Source organism: Scandinavium sp. UTDF21-P1B (assembly GCF_040750395.1).
In the GTDB taxonomy this organism is placed as follows: Bacteria; Pseudomonadota; Gammaproteobacteria; order Enterobacterales; family Enterobacteriaceae; genus Scandinavium.
Window position 1 is genome coordinate 1 of record NZ_JBFLVD010000015.1, and the last position, 24,710, is coordinate 24,710.

The following is a 24,710-nucleotide window of genomic DNA, read 5'->3' on the forward strand; positions in this document are numbered from 1 at the left end:
TTTTGCAGGGATGCTTACAAAGCTTGCTCAGTTCAGATAGCGCTGGATCGGGATGGCACCGTGAAAAATGCCCGGGCTGTAGAGGGCGATCCCGCCTTCTGTGAAGCTATTCTGAAGGCGGTCCGTCAGGCAAAAATACCTCCGACCCCTGACGAGAAGGTTTATCAGCGTTTCAACAATGCACGTCTGGATTTTGTATTCTGATAGTGCTGCCCGGCTGTGCAAACTTGAATGTATTCTGGGTGAGCACCATGAAATACGAGGGCAGTGCTGGTAGCAGATGTTATGGCAAATTCGGGCTGATTTTGTGATTATTAGACAAGTTGAATTATACAGATAAGGATGTTGATGTAATGACAATAGATTTTAGCAAAGAACGCCTTCTGGCTTCAGGGTTTACTGCGAAGGAGTTGCAGAAGCTTCAGAACAATATTGATAACTTCGGGGGAACGATTGAGGACGTTATCAGGGATTTAGCGAAAAGATTTAAAAGGATATTTTTTATGATTATGTTTCTTTTTGTTTTTTTTTATTTATGTTCTATTGTTTGACTCTATGAATGAGATCATCTCTTTTGGACTATCTTTTGCTATTGTATCTGTACTTATTGTATTCCTTCAACCACCAGTTATCTCATTTAAATGCTGGCGGTTTTGTAGGGGAAAATAAATTTAGTTCTTATCGGTGTTGATAAGGTCAAATATCACTTTGGCCTTCACACCGTAACCGGCTATCTTCATAGTCAGTTTTGGGGTGCTCATAGTGTTTACTTTTCTGTAAAAGTCGGCTGGCAAGTAACGGAAAAGTCGCCAGGCTTCTGGTCTTCTGGATAATCCAGCAATACTATAAATGCTGGATGCTAATGAAATGGCATTATATACAGCAAGCCCTGACTCGTTTTTGAATCCCATAATGTACTCACCAGCTTTCTGGCCTCAAGGTTAACCATGCTTTCTGCCCAGGCTTTGTTTCTTCTGCCTGGGCCTGCCATCTCAAGTAACGCTGTATCCATTTGCCATTTCCCTGTTATATCTTACGGTCATATGTACGCAAATTTTGTTACCGAACAGATTGAAAATCAAACAATTGGCTTTTTTTTAGGAATAAGCACCTGATGGTCTAGGCGGGGCTACCAGAAAACAGATTAGTGGGGATACCTAAGCCCTACATGGGCATTCTTAAAAGCCACCTTCTGAGAAGATGGCTTTTACTTTTACCTCAGTCGGGCAATACTTTATTCCACCGAACCAATATTCAGCGCCCGTCGTGTCCTGCCGGAGCTTAAGTAGTCGGCGATATAATCCTGGGAAATCTCGCCGTTATAGCGTCCGTCCTCATCGACAATCGGCATCCAGCTGGTGTTGCTTTCATACAGCTTCGAGAGCACCACGCGCAGGTTGTCGTCCGCTTTGCCCGTGGCGCGGAACGGGTGCAGGAGATCCGCACAGCTGCCTGATGCATTGCGCGCTTCGCGGCGCTTGACGAAGCCTAACGGTTTACCTTCGTTATCGACCACGGTAATAGCGCGAATATCGTTATCGTCCATCGTCGCGAAGGCTTCCGGCAGGGCGGTATCGCGCTTGACCGTAATGGTTGGCTGCCGATCGGTGACGTCGCCCGCTGAAACCAGCAGCAGGCGCTTCAGCGTCCTGTCCTGACCAACAAATGAGCCGACAAACTCATTCGCCGGTTTTGCCAGTAGCTCATCGGGGCTGGCGCACTGCACAATGCGGCCCTGACGGAACACGGCGATGCGATCGCCAAGCTTCAGCGCTTCATCGATATCATGGCTCACCAGCATGACGGTTTTCTTCAGCTGGCGCTGCATCTCAAGGAACTGGTTCTGAATAACCTCGCGGTTAATCGGGTCGACCGCACCGAATGGTTCATCCATCAGCAGCACCGGAGGATCGGCCGCCAGCGCGCGAATCACGCCGATACGCTGCTGCTGCCCGCCGGACATCTCTTTCGGGTAGCGGCTGAGGAATTTCTTTGGATCCATCGCTACCATGTCCATCAGCTCCTCGGCGCGGGCCTTGTAGCGGGCTTTCTCCCAGCCCAGCATGCGCGGCACGACGGTGATATTCTCTTCGATGGTCATGTTCGGGAACAGGCCAATCTGCTGGATGACGTAGCCGATATTGCGGCGCAGGCTGACGGTGTCCATTTCGCTGGTGTCCTGGCCGTTGATCAGGATTTTCCCGCTGCTTGCCGGGATCAGACGATTAATCATCTTTAGCGTCGTGGTTTTACCACAGCCGGACGGGCCCAGCAGAACGCACATTTCGCCTTCCGGCACGTTGAGATTGACGTTATCTACGGCGTTAAAGCTCTGGCCGTTCTTTTGCGTAAATTGTTTGGTCAGATTTTCTAACTTTATCATTATCGGATCCCCTTTGGTGTCAGGACAATCTGCAGGCGGTGCAGCAACCAGTCGAGCACAATGGCCAGCAGGCAAATCATCAGCGCCCCGGCAATTAACAGACGAATATCACTCCCGCCGATGCCGTTCAGCAGCAGCAGGCCAAGGCCACCGGCACCGATGACCGCGGCAATCGCCATCACGCCGATATTCATGACGACGGCGGTACGAATGCCGCCGAAGATAACCGGCAGCGCCATCGGAATTTCCACCCAGCGCAGGCGCTGCCAGAAGGTCATACCGATGCCGCGGCCCGCTTCACGCAGCCCCGGTGGCAGGCTATCCAGCGCCGTGTAGGTATTGCGCACAATCGGCAGCAGCGAGTAGAGGAAGACCGCCGTAATGGCGGGCAGGGCACCAATACCCTGACCGATCAGCGAAAACAACGGAATCATCAGGCCAAACAGGGCGATGGAGGGAACGGTCAGCAAGATCGTGGTCACTCCCAGAATCGGCGTGGCGAGCCATTTGTGACGCACGATCAGTACGCCCAGCGGAACACCAATCACGATCGCCAGCCCCACAGCCAGCAGAACCAGCCACAGATGTTGCCAGGTCAGGGTGGCGAGATAGCCCCAGTTATCAATCATGTAATGCAGCGTTTCCATGGGTTCTCCTTACACCAGGCCTTTGCTGCGCAGGAAGTCCTGCGCCACTTGTTGCGGCGTCTGGTGATCGATATCCACGCGCTTGTTCAGCTCGGTGATCACCTCGTTATTCAGCAACCCGGACAGCGTATTCAGCGCCTCTTCCAGACCCGGATTGGCTTCCAGCGTGTCTTTGCGCACCACCGGCGTGACGGCGTAACTGGGGAAGAAGCCTTTGTCGTCTTTCAGAACCTTCAGGTCGAAGCCTTTTACCCGCCCGTCGGTGGTGTAAATCAGCCCGGCATTGACGAACCCGTCACGCACGGCGTTGTACACCAGACCCGGGTCCATCTGGCGGATCTGCGGCCTGTCGAGCGGCATCTGATAGGCCTGCTGGAGTGGTTTCATGCCGTCACTGCGTCCGGCAAACTCGAGGTCGAGCCCAAGCAGCCAGTTATTCTTTGGGTCGGTCTGACGGATATGCTCAATCTTCGCCACCATTTCCGACATGGTGTTGATGTTTTCTGCTTCGGCGTGCTTACGCTGCATCGCGAAGGCATAGGTGTTGTTCATCTCTGCAGGCTTCAGCCACACCAGGCCGTGCTTCGCTTCCAGGCGTTTCACCGTTTCGTATGACTCTTCCGGCGACATGCGTTTGTTAATGTGGTTGAAGATGATTAGCGCAGTGCCGGTGTATTCCCATGTAATATCAATCTGTTTGTTAATCATTGCGTTATGAGAAATAACCGTAGCAATGTTGGTCTGCGGCTGTACCTGAAATCCTTTCTTGCGCAGGTACTGCACGGTCATGGCCGACAAAATATGCTGCTCGGTAAAACTTTTGGTTGCCAGAATCAGCGGGGCTGCGTGTACCTGGCTGGCAAGCAGCGCAGCCGTAGCGGCGGCGACAAACAGGCGTGTCAGTCGTCTCATGGTTAGCTCCTTATTGTTGTTATTCGACGGTATGCGGGCTGAGTAAACGACCGAGACCTGCCAGCAGCGTATCGAGGATCAGCGCAAACAGCGCCGTGGCGACCGCACCCAGAATCAGCGTCGGGAAATCATTGAGATAAATGCCGGGGAAAATCAGCTCACCGTAGCTGCTGGCGCCAATCAGGAACGCCAGCGGTGCCGTACCGACGTTGATGGCGGTAGCGATACGAATGCCCGACAGCATCACGGGCCAGGCATTAGGCAGCTCGACCTGCATCAGCCGCTGCCACTTGGTCATGCCGATACCGTTGGCGGCTTCCAGCAGCGATCCTGGCACTGAACGCAGCCCGGCGTAGGTATTGCGCACAATGGGCAGAAGTGAAGCAAGGAACAGCGCCACGATGGCGGGTTTATCGCCGATGCCAACCACCACCATTGCCAGCGCCAGCACCGCCAAAGGAGGCAGGGTGTTACCGATATTGAAAATCTGCATCACGTATTCCGCTATGCCCCTGGCAGCAGGACGGTTGAGCAAAATTCCGCTGGGAATACCGACTAACAGTGCGAAAAACATCGAGGAAAAGACGAGGATCAGGTGCTGTTGGCCGAGATAGAGCAAATCTACTTTACGTTCGCGGATCGTCTCCAGGCCAATTCCCCACGTGAGTAACGCCAGGACCACGATAATTGCGCCGATAAACAGCAGCGCGCGGGTCAGTAATGAGCTTTGCATTGCAGATGTGTCTCCCTGTGCATGCTTATAAGTGTTGTAATGCCATGTTCCGGCAGGGTTTCAGACCTATAGCAAGCGATTGGGAAGGATTCCAGAAAGAGGCCGAAATAAGCGAGCAGGGCGCTGATTGTAAATGAGGTGTTACGCCTTAGAGCATAACGGCTGAAGGGTCAATGAACAGAAAAGTCTTAAAACGGAAAAGGAAAAGTGACATTGTCACAATTTAGGGCGGGCAGGTGGCTGAAATTTAAGTTAAGTCGCCCGCATGCAGCGGGCGTAAGGGCATTAGCGGTAAAGCTTTTTGTCGGCCACCGGCACCAGCAGCTGCGTTTGCCAGAAAGCCAGAGTCTGCTGCGTCAGCTTGCCGAGTGCTTCGTAAAACGGATGACCTGCCTGGGCCACAAACTCCTCAAGAAATCGGCCTGACCATGGCAGAAGGTGCCAGCTCAGGAGCTGTTGCCACGCCTCCTCGCGCTGGTTTTCTTTCAGCCATGCGGCCAGCATCAGCAGCGTGCCAAAGTGATCTTCCGGTTCGTTCTGCTGGGCTTCAAAAGCAACCCCGTTTTCGCGCATCCACTGACGCAGAGCGAGAGTAGAGTCACCAAACAGCACATTTTCCCGATCCAGCCAGACGGAGCCCCATGGCGGTGAGGGCAATGCGTAAGGGCCGATGAAAAGACGCTGAAAAGCGTCGCTCAGCGGCTCCGGGGATTCAGCCTGAAAGGCGTTGATCAGCGCTGCATTGAAGGGGATGGATTCTGGCCACTCCTGCGCCCAGCTGCCGTCGCGAAAGGCGCTGACCAGCGGGCGCATGTTTTCACTTTGTGGGTCGTAATAAAACAGACCGCCGAGCACGCGGCCCGTAACGGCAATGGCTTCAACGAATTTCGGTTGAGACATAACGATTTTCCTGATGTCGGCGGGATACCTTCCGCCGGGTTTTCAATGTGAGTAATTATAACCAACAGACAGCGCGGGGAGCATTGCCCGGCAAACAACTTGCCGCCGGGCGAGACTGAAGGTTCTACACCTTTTCAATCTGCACGAGGTTGGTGTGCTGAGGGTTACCTTTCGCCAGCGGCGAGGGTCGATGCGTTGTCAGGGTGTTAATGCAGGCGCCATGATCGACACGATCGCCGCTCATGCTGGCGTCGTGCCACGCGCCCTGGCCCATCGCGCTGACGCCCGGCATGATGCGCGGCGTGACTTTCGCCTCAATGCGCAGTTCGCCACGATCGTTAAACACGCGCACCTTATCACCATTGCGGATGCCGCGTTTGGCCGCGTCCAGTGGATTCAGCCACACTTCCTGACGGCAGGCGGCCTGCAGCACATCGACGTTGCCGTAGCTGGAGTGGGTCCGGGCTTTGTAGTGGAAGCCAAACAGCTGGAGCGGATATTCGCGGCGCTCGGGGGCATCCCAGCCGTCGAAGGTGGAGGCATAAACCGGCAGCGGGCTGATGGTGTCATCTTTTTCCAGATCCCAGCTTTCAGCAATTTTCACCAGCCGTTCAGAGTAGATTTCAATTTTTCCCGACGGTGTTTTCAGCGGGTTTGCTTCTGGATCTTTGCGGAAGTCCTGGTAGGCAACAAAATGGCCTTTGGGATCTTTGCGCTTGTAGATGCCCATCGCTTTAAGCGCTTCGTAAGACGGCAGCTGCGGGTCTTTGGCAACCATTTTGGCATACAGGTACTGCAGCCATTCGGCCTGGGTGCGGCCTTCAGTAAATTTCTGGTGAACGTCTGCGCCAAGCCGCTTAGCCACTTCGCTCAGGATCCAGTAAATCGGCTTACGCTCGAACTTCGCGCACGTGGCGGGCTGGATGAAAATCAGATAGCCCATATTGCCTGCGTAGTCGTTGGGGATGATGTCTTCCTGCTCGACGGTCATCAGGTCCGGCAGCAGCAGATCGGCGTATTTCGCTGAGGCGGTCATGAAGTTTTCGATGACCACAATCATCTCGCATTTTTTGTCATCCTGGAGGATGTCATGAGTGCGGTTGATCTGCGAGTGCTGGTTGATGATGGTGTTACCCGCGTAGTTCCAGATGAACTTAATTGGTACGTCCAGCTTGTCTTTGCCGCGCACGCCGTCACGGGTTGCGGTCATTTCGGCTCCGCGCTCGATGGCATCGGTCCAGGTAAAGCAGGAGATGGCGGTTTTTACCGGGTTTGTCAGCACCGGCATGCGCTCGATGGTGATGGTGTAGGTGGATTCACGTGCGCCGCTGTTGCCGCCGCTAATACCGACGTTACCGGTCAGGATGGGTAGCATTGCGATGGCGCGGGCAGTGAGTTCGCCGTTGGCCTGGCGCTGTGGGCCCCAGCCCTGGCAGATATAGGCCGGCTTAGCGGTACCGATTTCACGCGCCAGCTTGATAATTTTATCCGCCGGAATACCGGTGATGCGTGAAGCCCATTCCGGTGTTTTGGCTGTTGCATCATCACTCTGGCCCAGAATCCAGGCTTTGTAATGGCCGTTAGCGGGTGCGCCTTCCGGCAGCGTTTTTTCATCGTAGCCGACGCAGTATTTATCAAGGAACGGCTGATCCACGAGGTTTTCGCTGATTAACACCCATGCCATACCGGCGACCAGCGCGGCGTCCGTGCCCGGCCGGATTGGCACCCATTCGTCTTCACGGCCTGCGGCAGTATCGGTGTAGCGCGGGTCGATGACGATCATGCGGGCATTGGAACGTTCACGCGCCTGTTCCAGATAGTACGTGATGCCGCCGCCGCTCATGCGCGTTTCCGCCGGGTTATTACCGAACATCACCACCAGCTGGCTGTTTTCAATGTCCGAAGTGCTGTTGCCGTCGTTGGAGCCATAGGTGTAAGGCATGGCGCAGGCAATCTGCGCTGTACTGTAGGTTCCGTACTGATTAAGGGAGCCGCCGTAGCAGTTCATCAGGCGTGCCACCAGCGATGCGGAAGGAGAAGAGCGGGTGATGTTGCCGCCGACGATCCCGGAGGTGTAGTTTATGTAGACGGCCTCATTGCCGTACTCTTTAACCACATGCTTCAGGCTGTCCGTCAGCATATCCAGCGCTTCCGTCCAGCTGATGCGCTCAAATTTTCCCTCACCGCGTTTGCCAACGCGTTTCATCGGGTAGTTCAGGCGTTCCGGGTGATTAATGCGACGGCGGATGGAGCGCCCGCGCAGGCACGCACGGACCTGATGATCGCCGTAAATGTCTTCGCCGGTGTTATCGGTTTCAACCCAATAAACTTCATCATCGCGCACGTGCAGACGCAGCGCACACCGGCTGCCGCAGTTAACCGAACAGGCACCCCAGACGACTTTATCGTCAGCCTGAGTGGCTTGCTGGACGGCTGCCGCTGCGCTTTTAAGGGTAAAAGGTAAAGAGATGCCGCTGGCGGCGAGCGCCAGAGAACCGAGTGCGGAGGATTTGATCAAAGAACGGCGACTGATCCCGCCTGGGTGTTCATGCTGGTTTTGTTCAGACATTGTTCACTCCATCGTTGTCATTATTAGCCGGACGCGATCGCGGCTTTTGGATGGAGGGATGTTACTTACTTAGGAGTATGCAGATATTATCCCTGGTCAAGCCAGAGATAATATCTTTCGTTTGCAGGGGGCTATTGCTGATCGTTGCCGCTGCGGGTATAGAGAATTTTAAAGGTATCGTTGGCGCAGTGGCCGACGACCTGAGCATCCTGACGATCGGCCTGATCGTTGGGCACAATGTCCAGCGTAAAGCCGCTCTCCGGCACGCCGTTATTCACAATTTTCTGCTGAATGTCTTCCTTTACGCGCTCGCAGGACTCGGGGGCCGCGGCGAAGGCAGGCGCAGACGCGGCCAGCAGCAGGGCAACCAGACAGTGAGTCGTTTTCATACGCATCTCCTTATCGCTGAGTGAGATAAAAGCATAGCACCCTTAGTGTAAAGTGCTGTATTTGCTAATATGATTGAGAAAATTCTAACGTGAAGGACGCGCTGTGAAGAAACTGCTGTTCGTGCTGCCGCTGATGAGCCTGCTCACCGCCTGCGACAATGCCTCGGGGCCGGTAGCCTTTACGCCGGAGATGGCCAGTTTTTCCAATGAGTTTGATTTCGATCCCCTGCGTGGGCCGGTCAAAGATTTCAGCCAGACGCTGATGAATGAAAAGGGTGAAGTCACTAAGCGCGTCAGCGCCCGCCTTTCTGAAGAGGGGTGCTTTGATCTCATTGAGCTGCACGATCTGGAGAATAATACCGGGGCGACGCTCGTGCTGGACGCCAACTACTATCTCGACGGCACAACTCAGGAAAAGCGCATTTTGTTGCAGGGCAAATGCCAGCTTGCGGGGATGCCGACGGCGGGCGTAACGTGGGATACGGACGACAACGGCTTTATCGTTGCCGCGCACGGCAAAGAATTTACCGTGGATTATCGCTATGACAAAGACGGCTATCCGCTGGGTAAAACGACCGTCAGCGGCAAAGAAACGCTGAAGGTGATCGCCGCGCCGCCGAAAGACGCGCTTAAAAAGCTGGACTACACTGCGGTCAGTCTGCTGAATGACAAAACGATCGGCAACGTGGCGCAGACCTGCGACTACGACAAGCACAACAACCCGCTGAGCTGTGATTTAGAGATAGTGGATGACAGTGCAAAGCCGCCTGTTACCCGGCATTACACCATCAAAAACACCATTGAATATTATTGAGCCGTGGGTTTCAGCAGCGTGTGGCCCTTGTGTTTGGGCAGATACTGATGCTGGAACAGGCACATACGAATGGTGTTGCGGTATTCCCCGTTAATGAAAAACTCATGGATGAGTTCGCCTTCCACCTGGAAACCGAGCTTGCGATAGATATGGATCGCTTTTTCGTTCTCTTTATCCACAATCAGGTAGAGTTTGTAGAGATTGAGCACGGTGAAGCCGTAATCCATCGCCAGCTGCGCGGCTTTTGTGGCGAGCCCTTTACCCTGAAAGTCCGGGGAAATGATGATCTGGAACTCGGCGCGGCGGTGAACGTGGTTAATTTCCACTAATTCCACCAGACCCGCTTTCTCGCCGTTGCACTCGATAACAAATCGTCGTTCGCTCTGATCGTGAATGTGTTTATCGTAGAGGTCAGAAAGCTCAACAAACGCCTCGTAGGGTTCCTCGAACCAGTAGCGCATAACGCTGGCGTTGTTATCCAGCTGATGTACAAAGCGCAGATCTTCGCGTTCCAGCGGGCGCAGCCTAACGGTATAAGCATCGGCCATGTGATGTCCTTTTTAAGTCGACAGAAGAAGGGCGCCGATGGGCGCCCTTGAGGAATTACGGCACTAGCGGACGACCGGTGGTGCGGTCGAGGCAGCGCAGGGTATTCGGTTCCCAGTACGCGTTCAGGTTTGCGCTCTTCTCGCACTTGTCGCGGGTATCAAAGGCCACGTCGGTTTTATCCCACTCTTTCTCAACGCGGGTGTTCACCTTCTGACGAAGGGAACGGGTATCGTTCCACTGCTCCTTGTCCATCGCCGCATTCTGCTTACTCTGCGCGCTGTCACCGGACTCAATGATGAGTTTGCTGGTGTCCGCAGATGCAGTCGCGGTATACACGATGGCACCCAGTGCCAGCATAGCCGTCAGGCACAGGCGTTTGCTAAGGGTCACTTTCATTGCTGTTTCCTTTAGGGTGATAAAAACGGTAATCCCACACGCAGAGTTTACACCAACTCCTGAGCAGGGAATAGCCGCCTGGCGAGCTGACGCTGGAAGGGTCAGCAAGGACTGCTAAGCGTGGATTTATAGATTCGCACGGCCTCGTTTACGTCTTTGGTTTTAACGAAGCTGATTTTCTGCCCGTTGATGAAAATGTCGTAGCCGTCCTGGTTGTAGCGAAACACAATCGTACTCCCGCGAAACCGCACGACTTTATCCTTTACGCCAATGCCCTGGCGGCGGAGCACCATCTTCGCCATTCTGTCGATACTCATCTTACTGCACCTCAATGGCCTCGGGACTCTCAGAGAGAAAAGCGATTCTCCCTTTATAAAGATTAATTTATCCTTAAGAACTTTGCCGACTGTGGATGGAAATAATCCTTCATGCTGAAAACGAGTCTGCTCTTCTTTGCCACCGCGCTATGCGAAATCATTGGCTGCTACCTGCCATGGCTGTGGCTAAAACGCGGGGCAACAGTGTGGCTGCTGCTGCCCGCGGGCGTTTCGCTGGCGCTGTTTGTCTGGCTTTTGACCCTGCATCCGGCGGCGAGTGGTCGGGTCTATGCCGCGTACGGCGGCGTTTATGTCTGCACTGCGCTGCTGTGGTTGCGCTATGTTGATGGCGTGCGTCTGAGCGTCTACGACTGGGCCGGGGCGGCGACTGCCCTGTGCGGTATGTTAATTATCGTGGCGGGCTGGGGTCGAGCCTGACCCTGTTTCCCTCACTGTGGGACGGTGAGGGTTTCCTGAATGTTTCATAATTGTGATCGTTCTGCATTTTCTTACCTGTTGTTCTTGTATGGTAGTAGCCGGATTTGTTCCGCTACTTTGCGCATCCTGAACGGTGCGCACTCAAGACTGACAGGAGAGCGCGTATGGCAATTGATGTGGTGGCAGAGGCGGGGCTTGCAAAGCCTGCCCGAATAAAAACGATTCAGACGGTGACCCTGGCGCTGCTGTTTATTGCCGGGATTGTGAATTTTCTCGACCGCTCATCGCTAAGCGTTGCCGGGGAGGCCATCCGCGGCGAGTTGGGCCTTTCGGCGACGGAATTTGGTGTGCTGCTTTCAGCCTTCTCACTCTCATACGGTTTTTCGCAGTTGCCTGCGGGGATCCTGCTCGACCGCTTCGGGCCACGCGTGGTTCTCGGCGCCGGGCTGATTTTCTGGTCCGCCATGCAGGCGCTGACTGGCATCGTAAACTCCTTCAGCCACTTCATTTTACTGCGTATTGGTCTTGGCATCGGCGAAGCACCGTTTATGCCCGCGGGGGTAAAGTCGATCAGTGACTGGTACGTACAAAAAGAACGCGGCACGGCGCTGGGTATCTTTAATTCTTCAACGGTGATTGGGCAGGCCATCGCCCCGCCAGCGCTGGTGGTGATGCAGCTGGCCTGGGGCTGGCGAACGATGTTTGTGGTGATTGGCCTGGCGGGGATTCTGGTCGGAATCTGCTGGTATGCCTGGTATCGCAACCGCGCGCAGTTCACCCTGAACGAGGACGAACGTGAGTACCTCTCCGCGCCCGTAGTGGCGAAGCCAAAGCTGGCGTTCAGCGAATGGCTGGCGTTATTTAAACGCCGGACCACCTGGGGCATGATCCTCGGCTTTTCTGGCGTGAACTATACCGGCTGGCTGTACATTGCCTGGCTACCAGGATACCTGCAGGCGGAGCAGGGCCTCAGCCTGGCGAAAACAGGCTGGGTTGCTGCGATACCGTTTTTGGCCGCGGCGGTAGGCATGTGGACTAATGGCCTGGTGGTGGATGCGTTGGCGCGACGCGGCTATGACCTTGCGAAAACGCGTAAAACGGCCATCGTGTTGGGTCTCATCCTCTCGGCGCTGGGCACGCTGCTGGTGGTACAGTCGTCTTCTCCTGCCCAGGCCGTGGCCTTTATTTCGATGGCGCTGTTCTGCGTGCATTTTGCCGGAACGTCCGCCTGGGGACTGGTGCAGGTGATGGTCGCAGAAACCAAAGTCGCCTCCGTTGCGGCTATCCAGAACTTTGGCAGCTTTGTTTTTGCTTCCTTCGCGCCCATTGTCACCGGTTGGGTGGTCGACACCACGCACTCCTTTAACCTCGCACTGGTGATTGCCGCCTGTGTGACCTTTACCGGTGCGCTTTGCTATTTCTTCATCGTTAAAGACCGCATCGAATAACCCCTCTCTGGCCCGGTGCAGATCTGCTGCCGGGTTTCTCACTCCCTCGCTGGTTTCTTTTTTGTGATCTGCTGAACTCTTTTTGATCAATATACTTGTATGGTAGTTATCAAAGGCGCTAAGTTTCGCCCATAGACGATGAGACCTAAGGATCAAAAATGAAGATTGTAGCCGCAGAGGTATTTGTCACCAGCCCAGGGCGTAATTTCGTTACGCTGAAAATCACCACCGACGAAGGCATCACCGGTCTTGGTGATGCCACGTTAAACGGACGCGAGCTGTCCGTAGCATCCTACCTGAAAGATCATCTTTGCCCGCAGTTGATAGGGCGGGATGCTCACCGAATCGAGGATATCTGGCAGTTCTTTTATAAAGGAGCTTACTGGCGCCGCGGGCCGGTCACCATGTCGGCCATTTCTGCCGTTGATATGGCACTGTGGGACATCAAGGCCAAAGCCGCCAACATGCCGCTGTATCAGCTGCTCGGTGGCGCGTCACGCGAAGGCGTTATGGTTTACTGTCACACCACCGGGCACACCATTGACGACGTGCTGGAAGATTACGCGCGGCACAAAGAGATGGGCTTTAAAGCCATTCGTGTGCAATGTGGCGTGCCGGGCATGAAAACCACCTACGGCATGGCGAAAGGAAAAGGGCTGGCGTATGAACCGGCAACCAAAGGCCAGTGGCCGGAAGAGCAGCTGTGGTCGACGGAAAAATACCTCGACTTCACGCCAAAGCTGTTTGACGCCGTGCGCGAAAAATTCGGCTTCAACGAACACCTCCTGCATGACATGCACCACCGCCTGACGCCGATTGAGGCTGCGCGTTTTGGTAAAAGCATCGAAGACTACCGTCTGTTCTGGATGGAAGATCCGACCCCTGCGGAAAATCAGGAGTGTTTCCGCCTGATTCGTCAGCACACCGTCACGCCGATTGCGGTGGGTGAAGTATTTAACAGCATCTGGGACTGCAAGCAGCTGATAGAAGAGCAGCTTATCGACTATATCCGCACCACGATAACGCACGCGGGTGGGATCACCGGTATGCGCCGCATTGCAGATTTTGCCTCGCTTTACCAGGTCCGCACGGGTTCGCATGGCCCGTCAGATCTTTCACCTGTGTGCATGGCTGCTGCGCTGCACTTTGACCTGTGGGTGCCTAACTTCGGCGTGCAGGAATATATGGGCTATTCCGAACAGATGCTGGAAGTCTTCCCGCACAGCTGGACGTTTGACAACGGCTATATGCATCCAGGCAACAAGCCGGGTCTTGGCATTGAGTTCGATGAAAAGCTGGCTGCGAAATATCCCTACGATCCAGCTTATCTTCCGGTAGCGAGACTTGAAGACGGGACTTTATGGAACTGGTAAGGAATTAAGCACATTCATTCATAAGGGAAACAAACATGGACTTCATTAACGATCGGTTTATGATCAACAATGAAGTCGGTGTTCGGCTTTATAAAGAAGTAGCTTCGCAATTGCCGATCGTCGACTATCATTGCCACCTTGACGCAAAAGAAATTTATGAAAATAAAGAAATAAAAGATATTACACAGCTTTGGCTTTCCGGCGACCATTATAAATGGCGTGCGATGCGGGCGAATGGTGTGGATGAACGTTTTATTACAGGTGATGCTACCTCAGAAGAGAAATTTAAAGCATGGGCTGAAACCGTTGAATCGGCGTTTGGCAATCCGCTTTATCACTGGACCCATCTGGAGCTGAGTAAATATTTTTCCTGTCATCTTCTTCTGGATAGCAGTAACTGGCGTGAGGTGATGGAGCATTGCAATCGACTGTTAAAAACGGAGGCATTCAGACCACGGAGTTTAATTACGCGCTCGAATGTAGAAGTGATTTGTACAACAGATGCGCCCCTGGACTCACTGGAATATCATCGTCTGCTTCAAAAAGATAATTCCTTTAGCACAAAAGTATTACCGACATTTCGACCAGACGACATTTTTGAAGAATCATCGGCAGTATTTTCTGCCTTTGTGGATAAACTGTCTGCGTTAACCTATGTAAAGATAGCGTCATTTGCTGATTTCGATAAAGCCATTGCGCAGCGAATTGAGTGGTTCCATCAGTCCGGCTGTCGTATTTCCGATCACGGCCCCGTTAATATCACTTATTGCAGCGCTACACCTGAATGTATTGCCAGTCTGTTTACAAGAAAATGCGCTGGGGAAGAACTCACCGGGCATGAGCATGCACAGTTAAATAGTGCGATGTTTGTCATGTTATCTGCGCATTACAAAAAATACCGCTGGGCGATGCAAATTCATTTCGGCGCGCTTCGGAATAATAATAGTGACATGTACAGCAAGCTCGGAATCAACATGGGGTTCGATTCCATTAGCGATCAAAACGGACTGGCCTTGAATCTGAATCAGTTGCTTAACGCAATGAACCAGCATGCAGGCCTGCCAAAAACGATTATCTACAACCTTAACGCCAGCTACAACGATGTGGTGGCGACGACTATCTCCAACTTCCAGTCAGCCGAAGATGGGATTAAGTCCCCCATTCAGTTTGGTTCAGGCTGGTGGTTTAACGATACGCGAAGAGGTATGGAGAACCAGTTAACCTGTCTGGCGGACCAGGGATTACTAATGCACTTTGTGGGAATGCTGACGGATTCGCGCAGCCTTGTTTCATATCCGCGACATGATTATTTCCGTCGAATATTGTGCAACTTAATAGGCGAGTGGGTTCAGCGGGGCGAGGTCCCTGATAATAATAATATCCTGACCCGAATGGTTAAAAATATTTGCCACGATAACGCCTGTAACTACTTCAAATTTTAAAAATCTTCTCGTAAGAGGATAGAACATGGCTCGTACCTTTAAAAAAATAACAATACCTGTCAGCATCGGTTATGGTCTGACAGATATTATGGGCGGCGGTGCGTTTACCGTTATCGGTGCATGGTTGTTATTTTACTACACCACTTTTGTTGGCCTCTCTCCCGTGGAGGCCGCATCCATTGTGGCTATTGCCAGAGTCGTGGATGCAATAGTCAGTTTGTTTATGGGGAGTTTTACCGATCATTTTTATAAAAATGCGCTGGGTAAACGATTTGGTCGCCGCCGCTTCTTCTTGCTGATTGGGGCGCCGTTGATGCTGGTCTATATACTGCTCTGGGTAAATGGAATGAACTTCTGGTTCTACCTCGCCGTTTACCTTGCGTTTGAAGTGATTGCCGCCATGGTTTTAATTCCATGGGAAACGCTTCCTTCGGAAATGACTAAGGACTTCAACTCGCGGACCAAACTTTCAACGTGCCGGATGTTCCTTTCGGCGTCAGGAACGTTTCTGGCAACCTTTATTCCAGGACTGCTGATCGGTCATTTTGGTGAACAGGATCCTGACGCATACTTTATTAATGGTGTGGTATTCGCCGTGCTGTTTATGGTCTGCGTATTTATCTCCTGGAAGGTGACATGGGAGCGGGAACTGACGCCTGAAATGCTCGCGGAAATGGAAAAGGAGACAGCGCCACGTTCGCTGAATGAAAAAATTGCCACCGTAGGGAATCTCTTCAGGGAATATTTATCAACCTTAAAGGTGAGGGCGTTTCGTAAACATCTGGCAATCTATCTGTTCTCCTTTACCGCAAAGGATGTTTATAACACCGTCTTTGTCTTCTTTTGTGTGTACTGCCTGAATGTCTCTTCATCGCTTTCGGGAACATTGCTGTCAATGAGTATTGTGGGGCTGCCGGTGACGTTACTGGCGGGCGTCGCCATCATTAAGTTCGGACCGTCCCGACTGTACGTTTTTGCCTATACCACGATGCTATTGTGTCTGGCGGGCCTCTTTATGGTTTATCAGTTCCCGCCTGATAACAAAGTGACAGTACTCCTTTGCCTTGCCGCTGTTTATCAGATTGGGCGTTGCGTTCTTGAGTTTACCCCCTGGAACGTCTTCCCGTTTATTCCCGATATTGACGAGATGATCACCCGGCAGCGTCGTGAGGGATTGTTTGCCGCAGTCATGACCTTCTCACGTAAGACGACGGTAGCCATCGCGACGTTTGTCGTTGGCGTGATGCTGCAAAGCGGCGGGTTTGTGAAAGGCAGCCTGGTCCAGCCACAGGAAGCGATCTCCACCATTGCTGCAATGCTGTTCATCGGTACGGGAGGGCTATTGATCATTGCTCTGTGGCAGGCCTGCACATTCCATCTTAACAAGCGCACACACAAGATTTTCGTCGACGAAGTGGAGCGGCTGAAGGCTCGCGGGCTGAAGAACGCCGTCAGCGACGAGACGCGTCAGGTTGTTGAAGATTTAACAGGCTACAGCTATGACGCGCTATGGCTTGAAAACGACACTGCGATGCGGGCAGGCAACCGGAAGACAGCATCCGTTACATCAGCTCACTGACGCAATGACGTCGTGATTACAGGAAACCTACAAAATGAAAAGCATAGTCATTCGTCAACCTGATGAATTAGTGATTGAAGAGCGCACACTGCCCACTCCGGCTGCTGGTGAGGTGAGGGTAAAAGTGAAGCTGGCGGGGATTTGCGGCTCCGACAGTCATATCTACCGCGGCCACAACCCGTTTGCGAAATATCCACGCGTGATTGGTCACGAATTTTTTGGCGTCATCGACGCGGTTGGCGAAGGGATAAGTGACGCCCGCCTGGGCGAGCGAGTCAGCGTCGACCCGGTCATCAGCTGCGGCCACTGTTACCCGTGTTCGGTCGGCAAACCGAACGTCTGTACTTCGCTTGTGGTGCTGGGCGTGCATCGGGACGGTGGGTTCAGTGAGTACGCCGTCGTGCCCGCAAAGAACGCCTGGCCGATTCCGGACGTTATTCAGGACAAGCATGCGGTCATGGTGGAACCATTCACCATCGCAGCGAACGTGACCGGGCAGGCAAAACCGACGCCGCAGGACGTAGCGCTGGTTTATGGCGCCGGGCCGATGGGGCTGGTGACCGTCCAGGCATTGAAGGGCGTCTATAAGGTCAGCCAGGTGATTGTCGTCGATCGTATTACGGAGCGTCTCGCAATGGCTGAGCAAAGCGGCGCGGACTGGGCGATCAACAATGCAGATCGGTCGTTACAGGTGGAGCTTGAGGCAAAAGGTATCAAGCCAACGCTGATTATCGACGCGGCCTGTCATCCGTCGATTTTGCAGGAGGCCGTGAACCTGGCTTCTCCGGCAGGGCGAATCGTGCTGATGGGCTTCTCTGGCGAACCTTCCCAGGTGGCGCAGCAGGGGATCACCGGCAAAGAGCTGACGGTCTACTCCTCGCGCCTCAACGCCAACAAGTTCCCGGTGGTTATCGACTGGCTGGAGAAAGGGCTTATAGACCCGGACAAGCTGATTACCCACGTCATGGATTACCGACAGGTCGGTGAGGCCATCGGGGTGTTTGAAAAAGACCAGAAGCGTTGCTGCAAGGTGCTCTTGACCTTTGCAGAATAATTAAAACAGAGAGCGAGTGAGCCGTACGCCTCTTACTTTCGAGAACAACACTATGACGCAACATCAACCTGTACGAAGCACGAAAGATTTAACCCGCGCCGCGGTCTCCGGCTGGCTCGGCACCGCGCTGGAGTTCATGGATTTTCAACTCTATTCGCTTGGGGCTGCGCTGGTTTTCCATGAAATATTTTTCCCGGAGCAGTCTGCGGCGATGGCGCTGATTCTGGCGATGGGCACCTACGGCGCGGGCTACATTGCCCGCATCGTCGGAGCCTTTATCTTCGGCAAAATGGGCGACAGGATCGGGCGCAAAAAGGTGCTGTTTATCACCATCACCATGATGGGGATCTGCACCACGCTTATCGGCGTGCTGCCGACTTACGCACAGATTGGTATTTTCGCGCCGGTGCTGCTGGTGACGCTGCGCATCATTCAGGGGCTGGGAGCCGGGGCCGAAATTTCCGGTGCGGGCACCATGCTGGCTGAGTACGCACCGAAAGGTAAACGCGGGATTATCTCCTCGCTGGTGGCGATGGGCACTAACTGCGGTACGCTCAGCGCCACGGCCATCTGGGCATTGATGTTCTTCGTACTCGATCGCGAGTCGCTGGTGGCCTGGGGCTGGCGCGTGCCGTTCCTGGCAAGCGTAGTGGTGATGATTTTCGCTATCTGGCTGCGATTGAATCTCAAAGAGAGCCCGGTGTTTGAGAAAGTCAGCGAGAGCGGGGCCGTAGCAAACCAGAGTAAGCATGAGGAAAACACGCTTGGCGCGATGTTCCGCAGCAAAACCTTCTGGCTGGCGACAGGGCTGCGTTTCGGGCAGGCGGGTAACTCAGGATTGATTCAGACGTTCCTTGCGGGGTATCTGGTACAAACCCTGGTGTTTGATAAGGCGATTCCCACCGACGCCCTGATGATAAGTTCAGTCATTGGCTTTATCACCATCCCGCTGCTGGGCTGGCTTTCGGACAAATATGGCCGCCGCCTGCCGTACATCATTCTCAATATCTCGGCCATCATTCTGGCTTATCCGATGCTGGCGCTTATCGTCGACAAGAGCCACGCGCCGGGCGTCATCATGACCAGCCTGATTGTTATCCATAACGTGGCGGTGCTGGGCCTGTTTGCGCTGGAAAATATCACCATGGCGGAAATGTTTGGCTCGCGAAATCGCTTTACCCGGATGGCCATTGCCAAAGAGGCGGGTGGGCTGGTGGCCGTTGGATTCGGTCCGTTGCTGGCGGGGATTTTCTGCAACCTGACCGGAAGCTGGTGGCCGATGGTCGCGATGATTATCTGCTACTCGCTGATAGGCCTGATTTCTGCTGCGCTGATGCCAGAAGTGCGCGATCGCGATTTGAGTCTGTTGCAGGATGCTGCGGAGCAAGCGCCTGAACGCACTGCGGTGCCGTATGGGCAAACAGTGAACCGCTAGTACAACTTTACTGAGGTTAATGATATGGCGAACATAGACAATATTTCGTATCAGACGAGTAACGTGTCGACAATCCGCCGTGTTGCAACGGCATCGGCGATCGGTACGGCGGCAGAGTATTATGACTTTTTCGCTTACGGCACCGCAGCAGTCCTGTTTTTCGGCCACCTGTTTTTCCCAAGCAGCGATCCGCTAATTAGCACGCTGGCAGCATTTGCTACCTATGCCGTAGGGTTCCTTGCCCGGCCACTGGGTGGCATCGTATTCGGGCATATTGGCGATAAAGTCGGGCGCAAAAAAGCGCTGGTGATCACCATTCTCATTGTCGGCCTCGGGACGTTCTGCATCGGGCTGTTACCCACTTATGAGAAAATTGGTTTTTGGGCTCCCGCTTTGCTTATTTTCATTCGCGTGCTGCAAGGTTTTGGCGTAGGGGGCGAACAGGCTGGCGCAGTGTTAATGACCGCCGAATATGCCGAGCCGTCGCGGCGGGGATTCTATGCCAGCTGGGTACAGATTGGGGCACCGACAGGTTTTCTTTTGCCGATGGCGCTGTTTGCCATCCTGAATATGACCCTGACCAGTGCAGAGATGATGGATTACGGCTGGCGCATTCCTTTTCTACTGAGTGCGGTGCTGGTGTTTGTCGGGCTGTTTATCCGTCTGAAAATTGATGAATCGCCGGTCTTTGCCCAGATCCGCGATACCAAAGCGGCAGAATCGCGTCCGGTGGTGGAGGTTATACGCGACTATCCGGGGCTGGTGGTGAAGGGGGTCAGCGCCAAACTCATCGAAGCCTGCACTTTTGCGATGTTCACGGTGATCGTGCTTGCCTATGGAAAGGCGAACCAGCTCAATGCCACCTGGCTGATGGATGCAATGATCGTGGCCGTTTTACTGGAAATTGTCGCGATCCCCGCAATGGGCGCGCTAAGCGACCGTATCGGGCGAAAACCTGTTTACATCACCGGGGCAATCATTCAGGTCCTGGCGATCGTCCCGTTCTTTCTGGCGATTAATCAGGACAGCTTTTGGCTGACGCAGCTGGCGATGATTCTGGTGATCACCTTCGGCCACAGCATGTGTTATGCCCCTCAGGCCTCCTGGTTCCCGGAGCTGTTTCCAACCCATATTCGCTGTAGCGGTATCGCACTTATCTGGCAACTGGGGTCGCTGATTGGCAGCGGCATTCTGGGGCTGGTCGCGGTGAAAATCCTGCAGGCGACGGGCGGACATTACTACGGTATGGCTACCTACGTAATTGTGCTCGGCGCCGTTTCCCTGGTGGGGCTGGCGCTGATGCCGGAAACCGCACCGCTTAAAAGGAAGGCAGAATATCAACACTGGGGAGAAAAGTAGCTAATCGTTTTGCGGGGCAGGTCGCATTTGCCTGCTCTGCAACTCCCTTCTTGTATGGCAGTTGATGAAAATCAAAGATGTCATACCAATTGCATGAGATGGTCTACAGCCTAAAGTTCGACGACCTCTCACAACAATGAGCCTCATGATGACTAATAACCTGTTGAAAGCTAAAGCGTCACTCCCGAACTACGACCGCACAAAGCTGGTCTCCCGCATCGTTCACCTCGGCTTCGGCGCATTCCATCGCGCGCACCAGGCCGTTTATACCGATATTCTTGCCCAGGAGCACGGCAGCGACTGGGGCTACACCGAAGTTAACCTGATTGGCGGCGAGCAGCAGATTGCTGACCTGAAACGCCAGGACAACCTCTATACCGTGGCGGAAATGTCCGCCGATGCCTGGACCGCTCGCGTAGTTGGCGTAGTGAAAGACGCGCTGCACGCCCAGGTTGATGGTCTGGAAGCGGTTTTTGCAAAACTGTGCGAGCCGCAGGTGGCGATCGTTTCGTTAACCATCACCGAAAAAGGCTACTGCCATAATCCTGCCACGGGTGAACTGAACCTCGATCACCCGATGATCGCCGCCGAACTGCAAAACCCACACCAGCCAATGTCCGCACCTGGCGTGGTGGTGGAAGCGCTGGCTCGCCGTAAAGCGGCTGGCCTGGCGCCGTTCAGCGTGATGTCCTGTGACAATATGCCGGAAAACGGCCATGTGCTTGGCAACGTGGTACGCGCCTATGCCCGCGCGCTGGATGCAGATCTGGCCGCATGGATTGAAAAACACGTCACCTTCCCGTCTACCATGGTGGACCGTATTGTGCCTGCCGTTACGCCAGATACGCTGGATAAAATCGAATCCATCACCGGCGTGCGCGATCCGGCTGGCGTGGCCTGTGAGCCATTCCGTCAGTGGGTGATTGAAGACAACTTCGTGGCGGGACGTCCGCAGTGGGAAAAAGCAGGCGCGGAACTGGTGGACGACGTCATCCCGTTTGAGGAAATGAAGCTGCGCATGCTGAACGGCAGTCATTCTTTCCTTGCATACCTCGGCTATCTGGCCGGTTATCAGCACATTAACGAATGCATGGAAGATGACAACTACCGCCGTGCTGCTCATGCGCTGATGCTGAAAGAGCAGGCGCCGACGCTGAAAGTGAAAGGGGTGGATCTGGCCCGTTATGCCGACCTGCTTATCGATCGCTACAGCAACCCGGCGCTGCGTCACCGCACGTGGCAGATTGCGATGGACGGCAGCCAGAAATTACCGCAGCGTATGCTCGATTCCGTCCGCTGGCATCTGGTGAAAAACAGCGATTTTTCCCTGCTGGCGCTGGGCGTGGCGGGTTGGATGCGCTACGTTGACGGCACCGACGAGCAAGGCGAAGCCATTGAGGTGTGCGACCCGCTGCTGACCACCATTCAGGCTGCTGTCAATGCCAGCGAGCAGGGCGAGGCTCGTGTGAAGGCGCTGTTGGGCATTGAAGCGATTTTCGGTAAAGAACTGCTGCTGGAAACCCGCTTTGTGCAGCAGGTTACAGAAGCTTATCTCACGCTGCTGGCGAAGGGTGCGAAAGCGACCGTGGCGGAGTTTACTGCGAAGCTGTAATAAAAAATGCCGCCTCATTCGGGGCGGCATTCTCTTTTTTGCCGGGGAGCTATTGCCAGCCCGGTCTGCAAGGCCTGTAGGCTTGCGCAAGCGTAGCGCCGCCAGGCAACGGCATTTCGCAGAACTATTCTTCGCTAAACCAGTCGCGGTTTTCCTGCCGAATCAACAGCACCGACTCGCTGATCTCCTGCAAATGTACGGTCATCGCTTTATCGACTGCATCAACGTCCCGTTTCTCCAGCGCGCTGAAAATGTCCTGATGCTGGCGCAGCAGCATATCCGGGGAGGAGACGTGGTCCAGGCTCATATAGCGCACGCGGTCGATGGCGGCTTTGATATTTTCGATGGTATCCCACGCGAGTTGGCAATCGGCAATTTGCGACAGCCGCTGGTGAAACTCGTCATCAAGCATAAAGAAGTCGTTAATCTGCTGTCTGTCGATGGCAATTCTTTGCTGGTGCAGGTCTTGCTCTAACTGATAGCACTGCGCATCGGTGATGAGCGTGGCCGCGCGGCGCACCACGGCACATTCGATGGCCTGGCGCACAAAACAGCCGTTGCGCACCTGTGAGAGCGAAATTTTGTTCACGTAGCTGCCACGCTGTGGGCGAATCTGAATCAGACCGTTTTCGGCAAGCTTAATAAAGGCTTCACGGACGGGCTGACGCGATACGTTGAACCTGACTGACACTTCTTTCTCAGACAGCGGCGTGCCCGGCGCTATCAGGCAATGCACGATATCCCGGCGCAAAATACGGTAGATTTGCTGGTTAACGGGCTGTGTCGGATTGAGTTGCGATTCTGCGGTCATTGCTCTGTCTTGATCCTGAAAGAAGTGTGTTATTTTACGCTGATTTTAACGCTGCGCCCAGCCCGGCACGTAGCCGGGAGGGCAGAACGGTATCAACCCTGACGGTGGACGCTCAGCCCGGCGTAGGTCTGGCTGACCGGCATCATTTCAAGGGTATTGATGTTGACGTGTTTTGGCAGCGTTGCCACCCACCACACGGCTTCGGACACATCTTCCGCAGACAGCGCATTGGCGTTCTCATAGGTTTTCCCGACTTTTGCATCGTCGCCCTTAAAGCGAACGTTGGAAAACTCGGTGCCGCCTACCAGGCCTGGTTCGATGTCGGTGACGCGAACGGCGGTGCCGTGCAGATCGGTGCGCAAATTCAGGCTGAACTGGCGAACGAACGCTTTGGTCGCGCCGTAAACGTTGCCGCCCGCATATGGCCAGCTGCCGGCAGTTGAGCCGATATTGATGATGTGGCCGGCGTTACGCTCCACCATGCCCGGCAGCACCGCGCGGGTCATGTAGATCAGACCTTTGTTGTTGGTGTCGATCATGGTTTCCCAGTCATCAACGTTCGCTTTTTGCGCAGGCTCCATGCCCAGCGCCAGCCCGGCGTTGTTGACCAGAATATCGATGTTGCGCCAGTCGGCGGGGAGGCCGGAAATCATCTCTTCAATCGCCGCACGGTTGCGGACATCGAGCTGTGCGGTTAACAGGTTATCGCCGAGTTCCTCTTTCAGCTCCTGCAGGCGCTCGTGGCGGCGACCCGTGGCAATCACTTTATGACCATTAGCGATAAAACGGCGGGTGATGCTTTCACCAAACCCGGCGGTGGCTCCGGTAACGAGTACAATCATTCTTCCTGTTCCTCAATGCTTTAACTGAACTCATACCATAGCACGCACCGCTGGCCATCGTTAACGGAACTTTGTTTCCAGTCACATCGTACAGTGAGGGGGGAATCGGCTATTGTATTGACCAGGGAAAAATGCTGAAGAGGAGAGCAGATGAAAATTTTTACCGTTATGAAGGAGCGCGCTCTTAAGCCTCTGCAGGGAAGAAGCGTGGTGGCAGAGTTTGAAGACGGCAAAATACTGGAACTGACGGATAGTCAGCAACCTTTGCCTCCGGCCATACCCGACGGTATGACTATCTGGGGAGGACGGGAACCCTCAGAGCACGCGCCAGCCATGAAACACGCCCAACTTAATATCACTTCCGTGGCCGCTAATGGGATTATCGTCGCGCCGTGCCGTGAAAACGTAATGAGCCCCATAAAAATGGAACTGTTCATTTCTGAAGACAGTGGCCATCTGATTCCACTGACAAGTAAAAATGTGGTGATAGAGCTTAACAATGGGAAAACCCTCGAAGTCGTGGAAGACTACGCTAAAAAGGGGCTGCTCATCTGGGGTGGGCGTGAACCCGTATCCGGGCTTACGCTCAACGAAGCAAAGGAGAGAACCGAGTCTCTGGGGATTTACCCTTTAGCGGCCAATATGATTCACGTTTTTGCGTACAGGCTGGGGTAGTTGCTCAAGCCAGTGAAATCATTGCGATTTATC

24 protein-coding genes and 1 pseudogene are annotated in these 24,710 nt (G+C 54.0%); 12 read left to right on the forward strand and 13 right to left on the reverse strand.

Going from position 1 to position 24,710, the window contains the following annotated elements:
- Positions 1 to 204, forward strand: a 204-nt coding sequence (locus AB1287_RS12205) for a cell envelope integrity TolA C-terminal domain-containing protein (protein WP_435617930.1), incomplete at its 5' end; no start/stop codon positions are given.
- 467 nt (positions 205 to 671) lie between these two features.
- Here the strand turns inward: AB1287_RS12205 and AB1287_RS12210 are convergent.
- The 8 genes and pseudogenes from AB1287_RS12210 to AB1287_RS12245 form a co-directional block, all read right to left on the reverse strand.
- Positions 672 to 911: pseudogene (locus AB1287_RS12210) on the reverse strand (DUF4225 domain-containing protein); the annotation flags it as partial.
- Between the two features lie 323 nt (positions 912 to 1,234).
- On the reverse strand, positions 1,235 to 2,383 hold the full coding sequence (gene osmV / locus AB1287_RS12215; RefSeq protein WP_435617931.1) for an osmoprotectant ABC transporter ATP-binding protein OsmV: 1,149 nt from the start codon (positions 2,381 to 2,383) through the stop codon (positions 1,235 to 1,237).
- The gene (gene osmW / locus AB1287_RS12220) at positions 2,383 to 3,030 is read right to left on the reverse strand and encodes an osmoprotectant ABC transporter permease OsmW (RefSeq protein ID WP_312626369.1); all 648 of its coding nucleotides are present in this window, start codon (positions 3,028 to 3,030) and stop codon (positions 2,383 to 2,385) included. Before osmW ends, osmV begins: the two co-directional genes overlap by 1 nt.
- Positions 3,031 to 3,039: 9 nt before the next feature.
- Positions 3,040 to 3,942: a glycine betaine ABC transporter substrate-binding protein gene (locus tag AB1287_RS12225; RefSeq protein ID WP_435617932.1), complete on the reverse strand. Its 903-nt coding sequence runs from the start codon at positions 3,940 to 3,942 to the stop codon at positions 3,040 to 3,042.
- Between the two features lie 19 nt (positions 3,943 to 3,961).
- Positions 3,962 to 4,675, reverse strand: coding sequence for an osmoprotectant ABC transporter permease OsmY (osmY, locus tag AB1287_RS12230; RefSeq protein ID WP_435617933.1), 714 nt, complete (start codon positions 4,673 to 4,675; stop codon positions 3,962 to 3,964).
- Between the two features lie 285 nt (positions 4,676 to 4,960).
- Positions 4,961 to 5,575: a Tat proofreading chaperone DmsD gene (gene dmsD / locus AB1287_RS12235; protein WP_435617934.1), complete on the reverse strand. Its 615-nt coding sequence runs from the start codon at positions 5,573 to 5,575 to the stop codon at positions 4,961 to 4,963.
- A 124-nt stretch (positions 5,576 to 5,699) separates the two neighbouring features.
- Complete coding sequence (gene ynfE, locus AB1287_RS12240) at positions 5,700 to 8,144, reverse strand: selenate/tellurate reductase subunit YnfE (RefSeq protein ID WP_435617935.1); 2,445 nt, start codon at positions 8,142 to 8,144, stop codon at positions 5,700 to 5,702.
- 131 nt (positions 8,145 to 8,275) lie between these two features.
- Entirely contained in the window at positions 8,276 to 8,533 is a 258-nt protein-coding gene (locus AB1287_RS12245) for a DUF1161 domain-containing protein (RefSeq protein ID WP_435617936.1), read from the reverse strand.
- Positions 8,534 to 8,666: 133 nt separating this feature from the next.
- On the opposite strand from AB1287_RS12245, the gene AB1287_RS12250 reads away from it, so the two are divergent.
- Positions 8,667 to 9,347: a YnfC family lipoprotein gene (locus AB1287_RS12250; RefSeq protein WP_436799842.1), complete on the forward strand. Its 681-nt coding sequence runs from the start codon at positions 8,667 to 8,669 to the stop codon at positions 9,345 to 9,347.
- On the opposite strand, the gene speG is transcribed toward AB1287_RS12250, so the two are convergent.
- The 3 genes from speG to AB1287_RS12265 form a co-directional block, all read right to left on the reverse strand.
- Positions 9,341 to 9,895 (reverse strand): spermidine N1-acetyltransferase, encoded by a 555-nt coding sequence (speG, locus tag AB1287_RS12255; RefSeq protein WP_312626378.1) that lies wholly within the window; start codon positions 9,893 to 9,895, stop codon positions 9,341 to 9,343. The two genes, AB1287_RS12250 and speG, sit on opposite strands and share 7 nt — an antisense overlap.
- A gap of 55 nt (positions 9,896 to 9,950) precedes the next feature.
- On the reverse strand, positions 9,951 to 10,292 hold the full coding sequence (locus AB1287_RS12260; RefSeq protein WP_312626379.1) for a DUF1283 family protein: 342 nt from the start codon (positions 10,290 to 10,292) through the stop codon (positions 9,951 to 9,953).
- Positions 10,293 to 10,393: 101 nt separating this feature from the next.
- Positions 10,394 to 10,609, reverse strand: coding sequence for a hypothetical protein (locus AB1287_RS12265; RefSeq protein WP_435617938.1), 216 nt, complete (start codon positions 10,607 to 10,609; stop codon positions 10,394 to 10,396).
- 111 nt (positions 10,610 to 10,720) lie between these two features.
- Here AB1287_RS12265 and AB1287_RS12270 point away from each other — a divergent pair, with 111 nt between their 5' ends.
- The 9 genes from AB1287_RS12270 (at position 10,721) to AB1287_RS12310 (ending at position 22,349) form a co-directional block, all read left to right on the forward strand.
- Positions 10,721 to 11,047 carry a YnfA family protein gene (locus tag AB1287_RS12270; protein WP_435617939.1) on the forward strand — a complete coding sequence of 109 codons (327 nt, stop codon included), beginning with the start codon at positions 10,721 to 10,723 and terminating at the stop codon, positions 11,045 to 11,047.
- Between the two features lie 164 nt (positions 11,048 to 11,211).
- The gene (locus tag AB1287_RS12275; protein WP_435617940.1) at positions 11,212 to 12,495 is read left to right on the forward strand and encodes an MFS transporter; all 1,284 of its coding nucleotides are present in this window, start codon (positions 11,212 to 11,214) and stop codon (positions 12,493 to 12,495) included.
- Between the two features lie 158 nt (positions 12,496 to 12,653).
- Complete coding sequence (gene rspA / locus AB1287_RS12280) at positions 12,654 to 13,868, forward strand: starvation-sensing protein RspA (protein WP_312626384.1); 1,215 nt, start codon at positions 12,654 to 12,656, stop codon at positions 13,866 to 13,868.
- Positions 13,869 to 13,903: 35 nt separating this feature from the next.
- A complete protein-coding gene (gene uxaC / locus AB1287_RS12285; protein ID WP_435617941.1) occupies positions 13,904 to 15,310 on the forward strand; it encodes a glucuronate isomerase in 1,407 nt (468 codons plus the stop codon).
- A 25-nt stretch (positions 15,311 to 15,335) separates the two neighbouring features.
- On the forward strand, positions 15,336 to 16,889 hold the full coding sequence (locus tag AB1287_RS12290; protein ID WP_435617942.1) for an MFS transporter: 1,554 nt from the start codon (positions 15,336 to 15,338) through the stop codon (positions 16,887 to 16,889).
- Between the two features lie 34 nt (positions 16,890 to 16,923).
- Entirely contained in the window at positions 16,924 to 17,943 is a 1,020-nt protein-coding gene (locus AB1287_RS12295; protein ID WP_435617943.1) for a Zn-dependent oxidoreductase, read from the forward strand.
- A 52-nt stretch (positions 17,944 to 17,995) separates the two neighbouring features.
- Positions 17,996 to 19,378, forward strand: a complete 1,383-nt coding sequence (locus AB1287_RS12300; RefSeq protein ID WP_435617944.1) for an MFS transporter — start codon at positions 17,996 to 17,998, stop codon at positions 19,376 to 19,378.
- Between the two features lie 24 nt (positions 19,379 to 19,402).
- On the forward strand, positions 19,403 to 20,737 hold the full coding sequence (locus AB1287_RS12305; RefSeq protein WP_435617945.1) for an MFS transporter: 1,335 nt from the start codon (positions 19,403 to 19,405) through the stop codon (positions 20,735 to 20,737).
- 148 nt (positions 20,738 to 20,885) lie between these two features.
- A complete protein-coding gene (locus tag AB1287_RS12310) occupies positions 20,886 to 22,349 on the forward strand; it encodes a mannitol dehydrogenase family protein (protein WP_435618172.1) in 1,464 nt (487 codons plus the stop codon).
- A 124-nt stretch (positions 22,350 to 22,473) separates the two neighbouring features.
- Here the strand turns inward: AB1287_RS12310 and AB1287_RS12315 are convergent, their stop codons facing one another.
- Both AB1287_RS12315 and ydfG read right to left on the reverse strand, forming a co-directional pair.
- Positions 22,474 to 23,160: a GntR family transcriptional regulator gene (locus AB1287_RS12315; RefSeq protein ID WP_312626392.1), complete on the reverse strand. Its 687-nt coding sequence runs from the start codon at positions 23,158 to 23,160 to the stop codon at positions 22,474 to 22,476.
- A gap of 92 nt (positions 23,161 to 23,252) precedes the next feature.
- A complete protein-coding gene (gene ydfG / locus AB1287_RS12320) occupies positions 23,253 to 24,002 on the reverse strand; it encodes a bifunctional NADP-dependent 3-hydroxy acid dehydrogenase/3-hydroxypropionate dehydrogenase YdfG (RefSeq protein ID WP_312626393.1) in 750 nt (249 codons plus the stop codon).
- A gap of 150 nt (positions 24,003 to 24,152) precedes the next feature.
- On the opposite strand from ydfG, the gene AB1287_RS12325 reads away from it, so the two are divergent.
- Positions 24,153 to 24,677, forward strand: coding sequence for a hypothetical protein (locus AB1287_RS12325; RefSeq protein WP_435617946.1), 525 nt, complete (start codon positions 24,153 to 24,155; stop codon positions 24,675 to 24,677).
- The last annotated feature ends 33 nt before the right edge of the window (positions 24,678 to 24,710 follow it).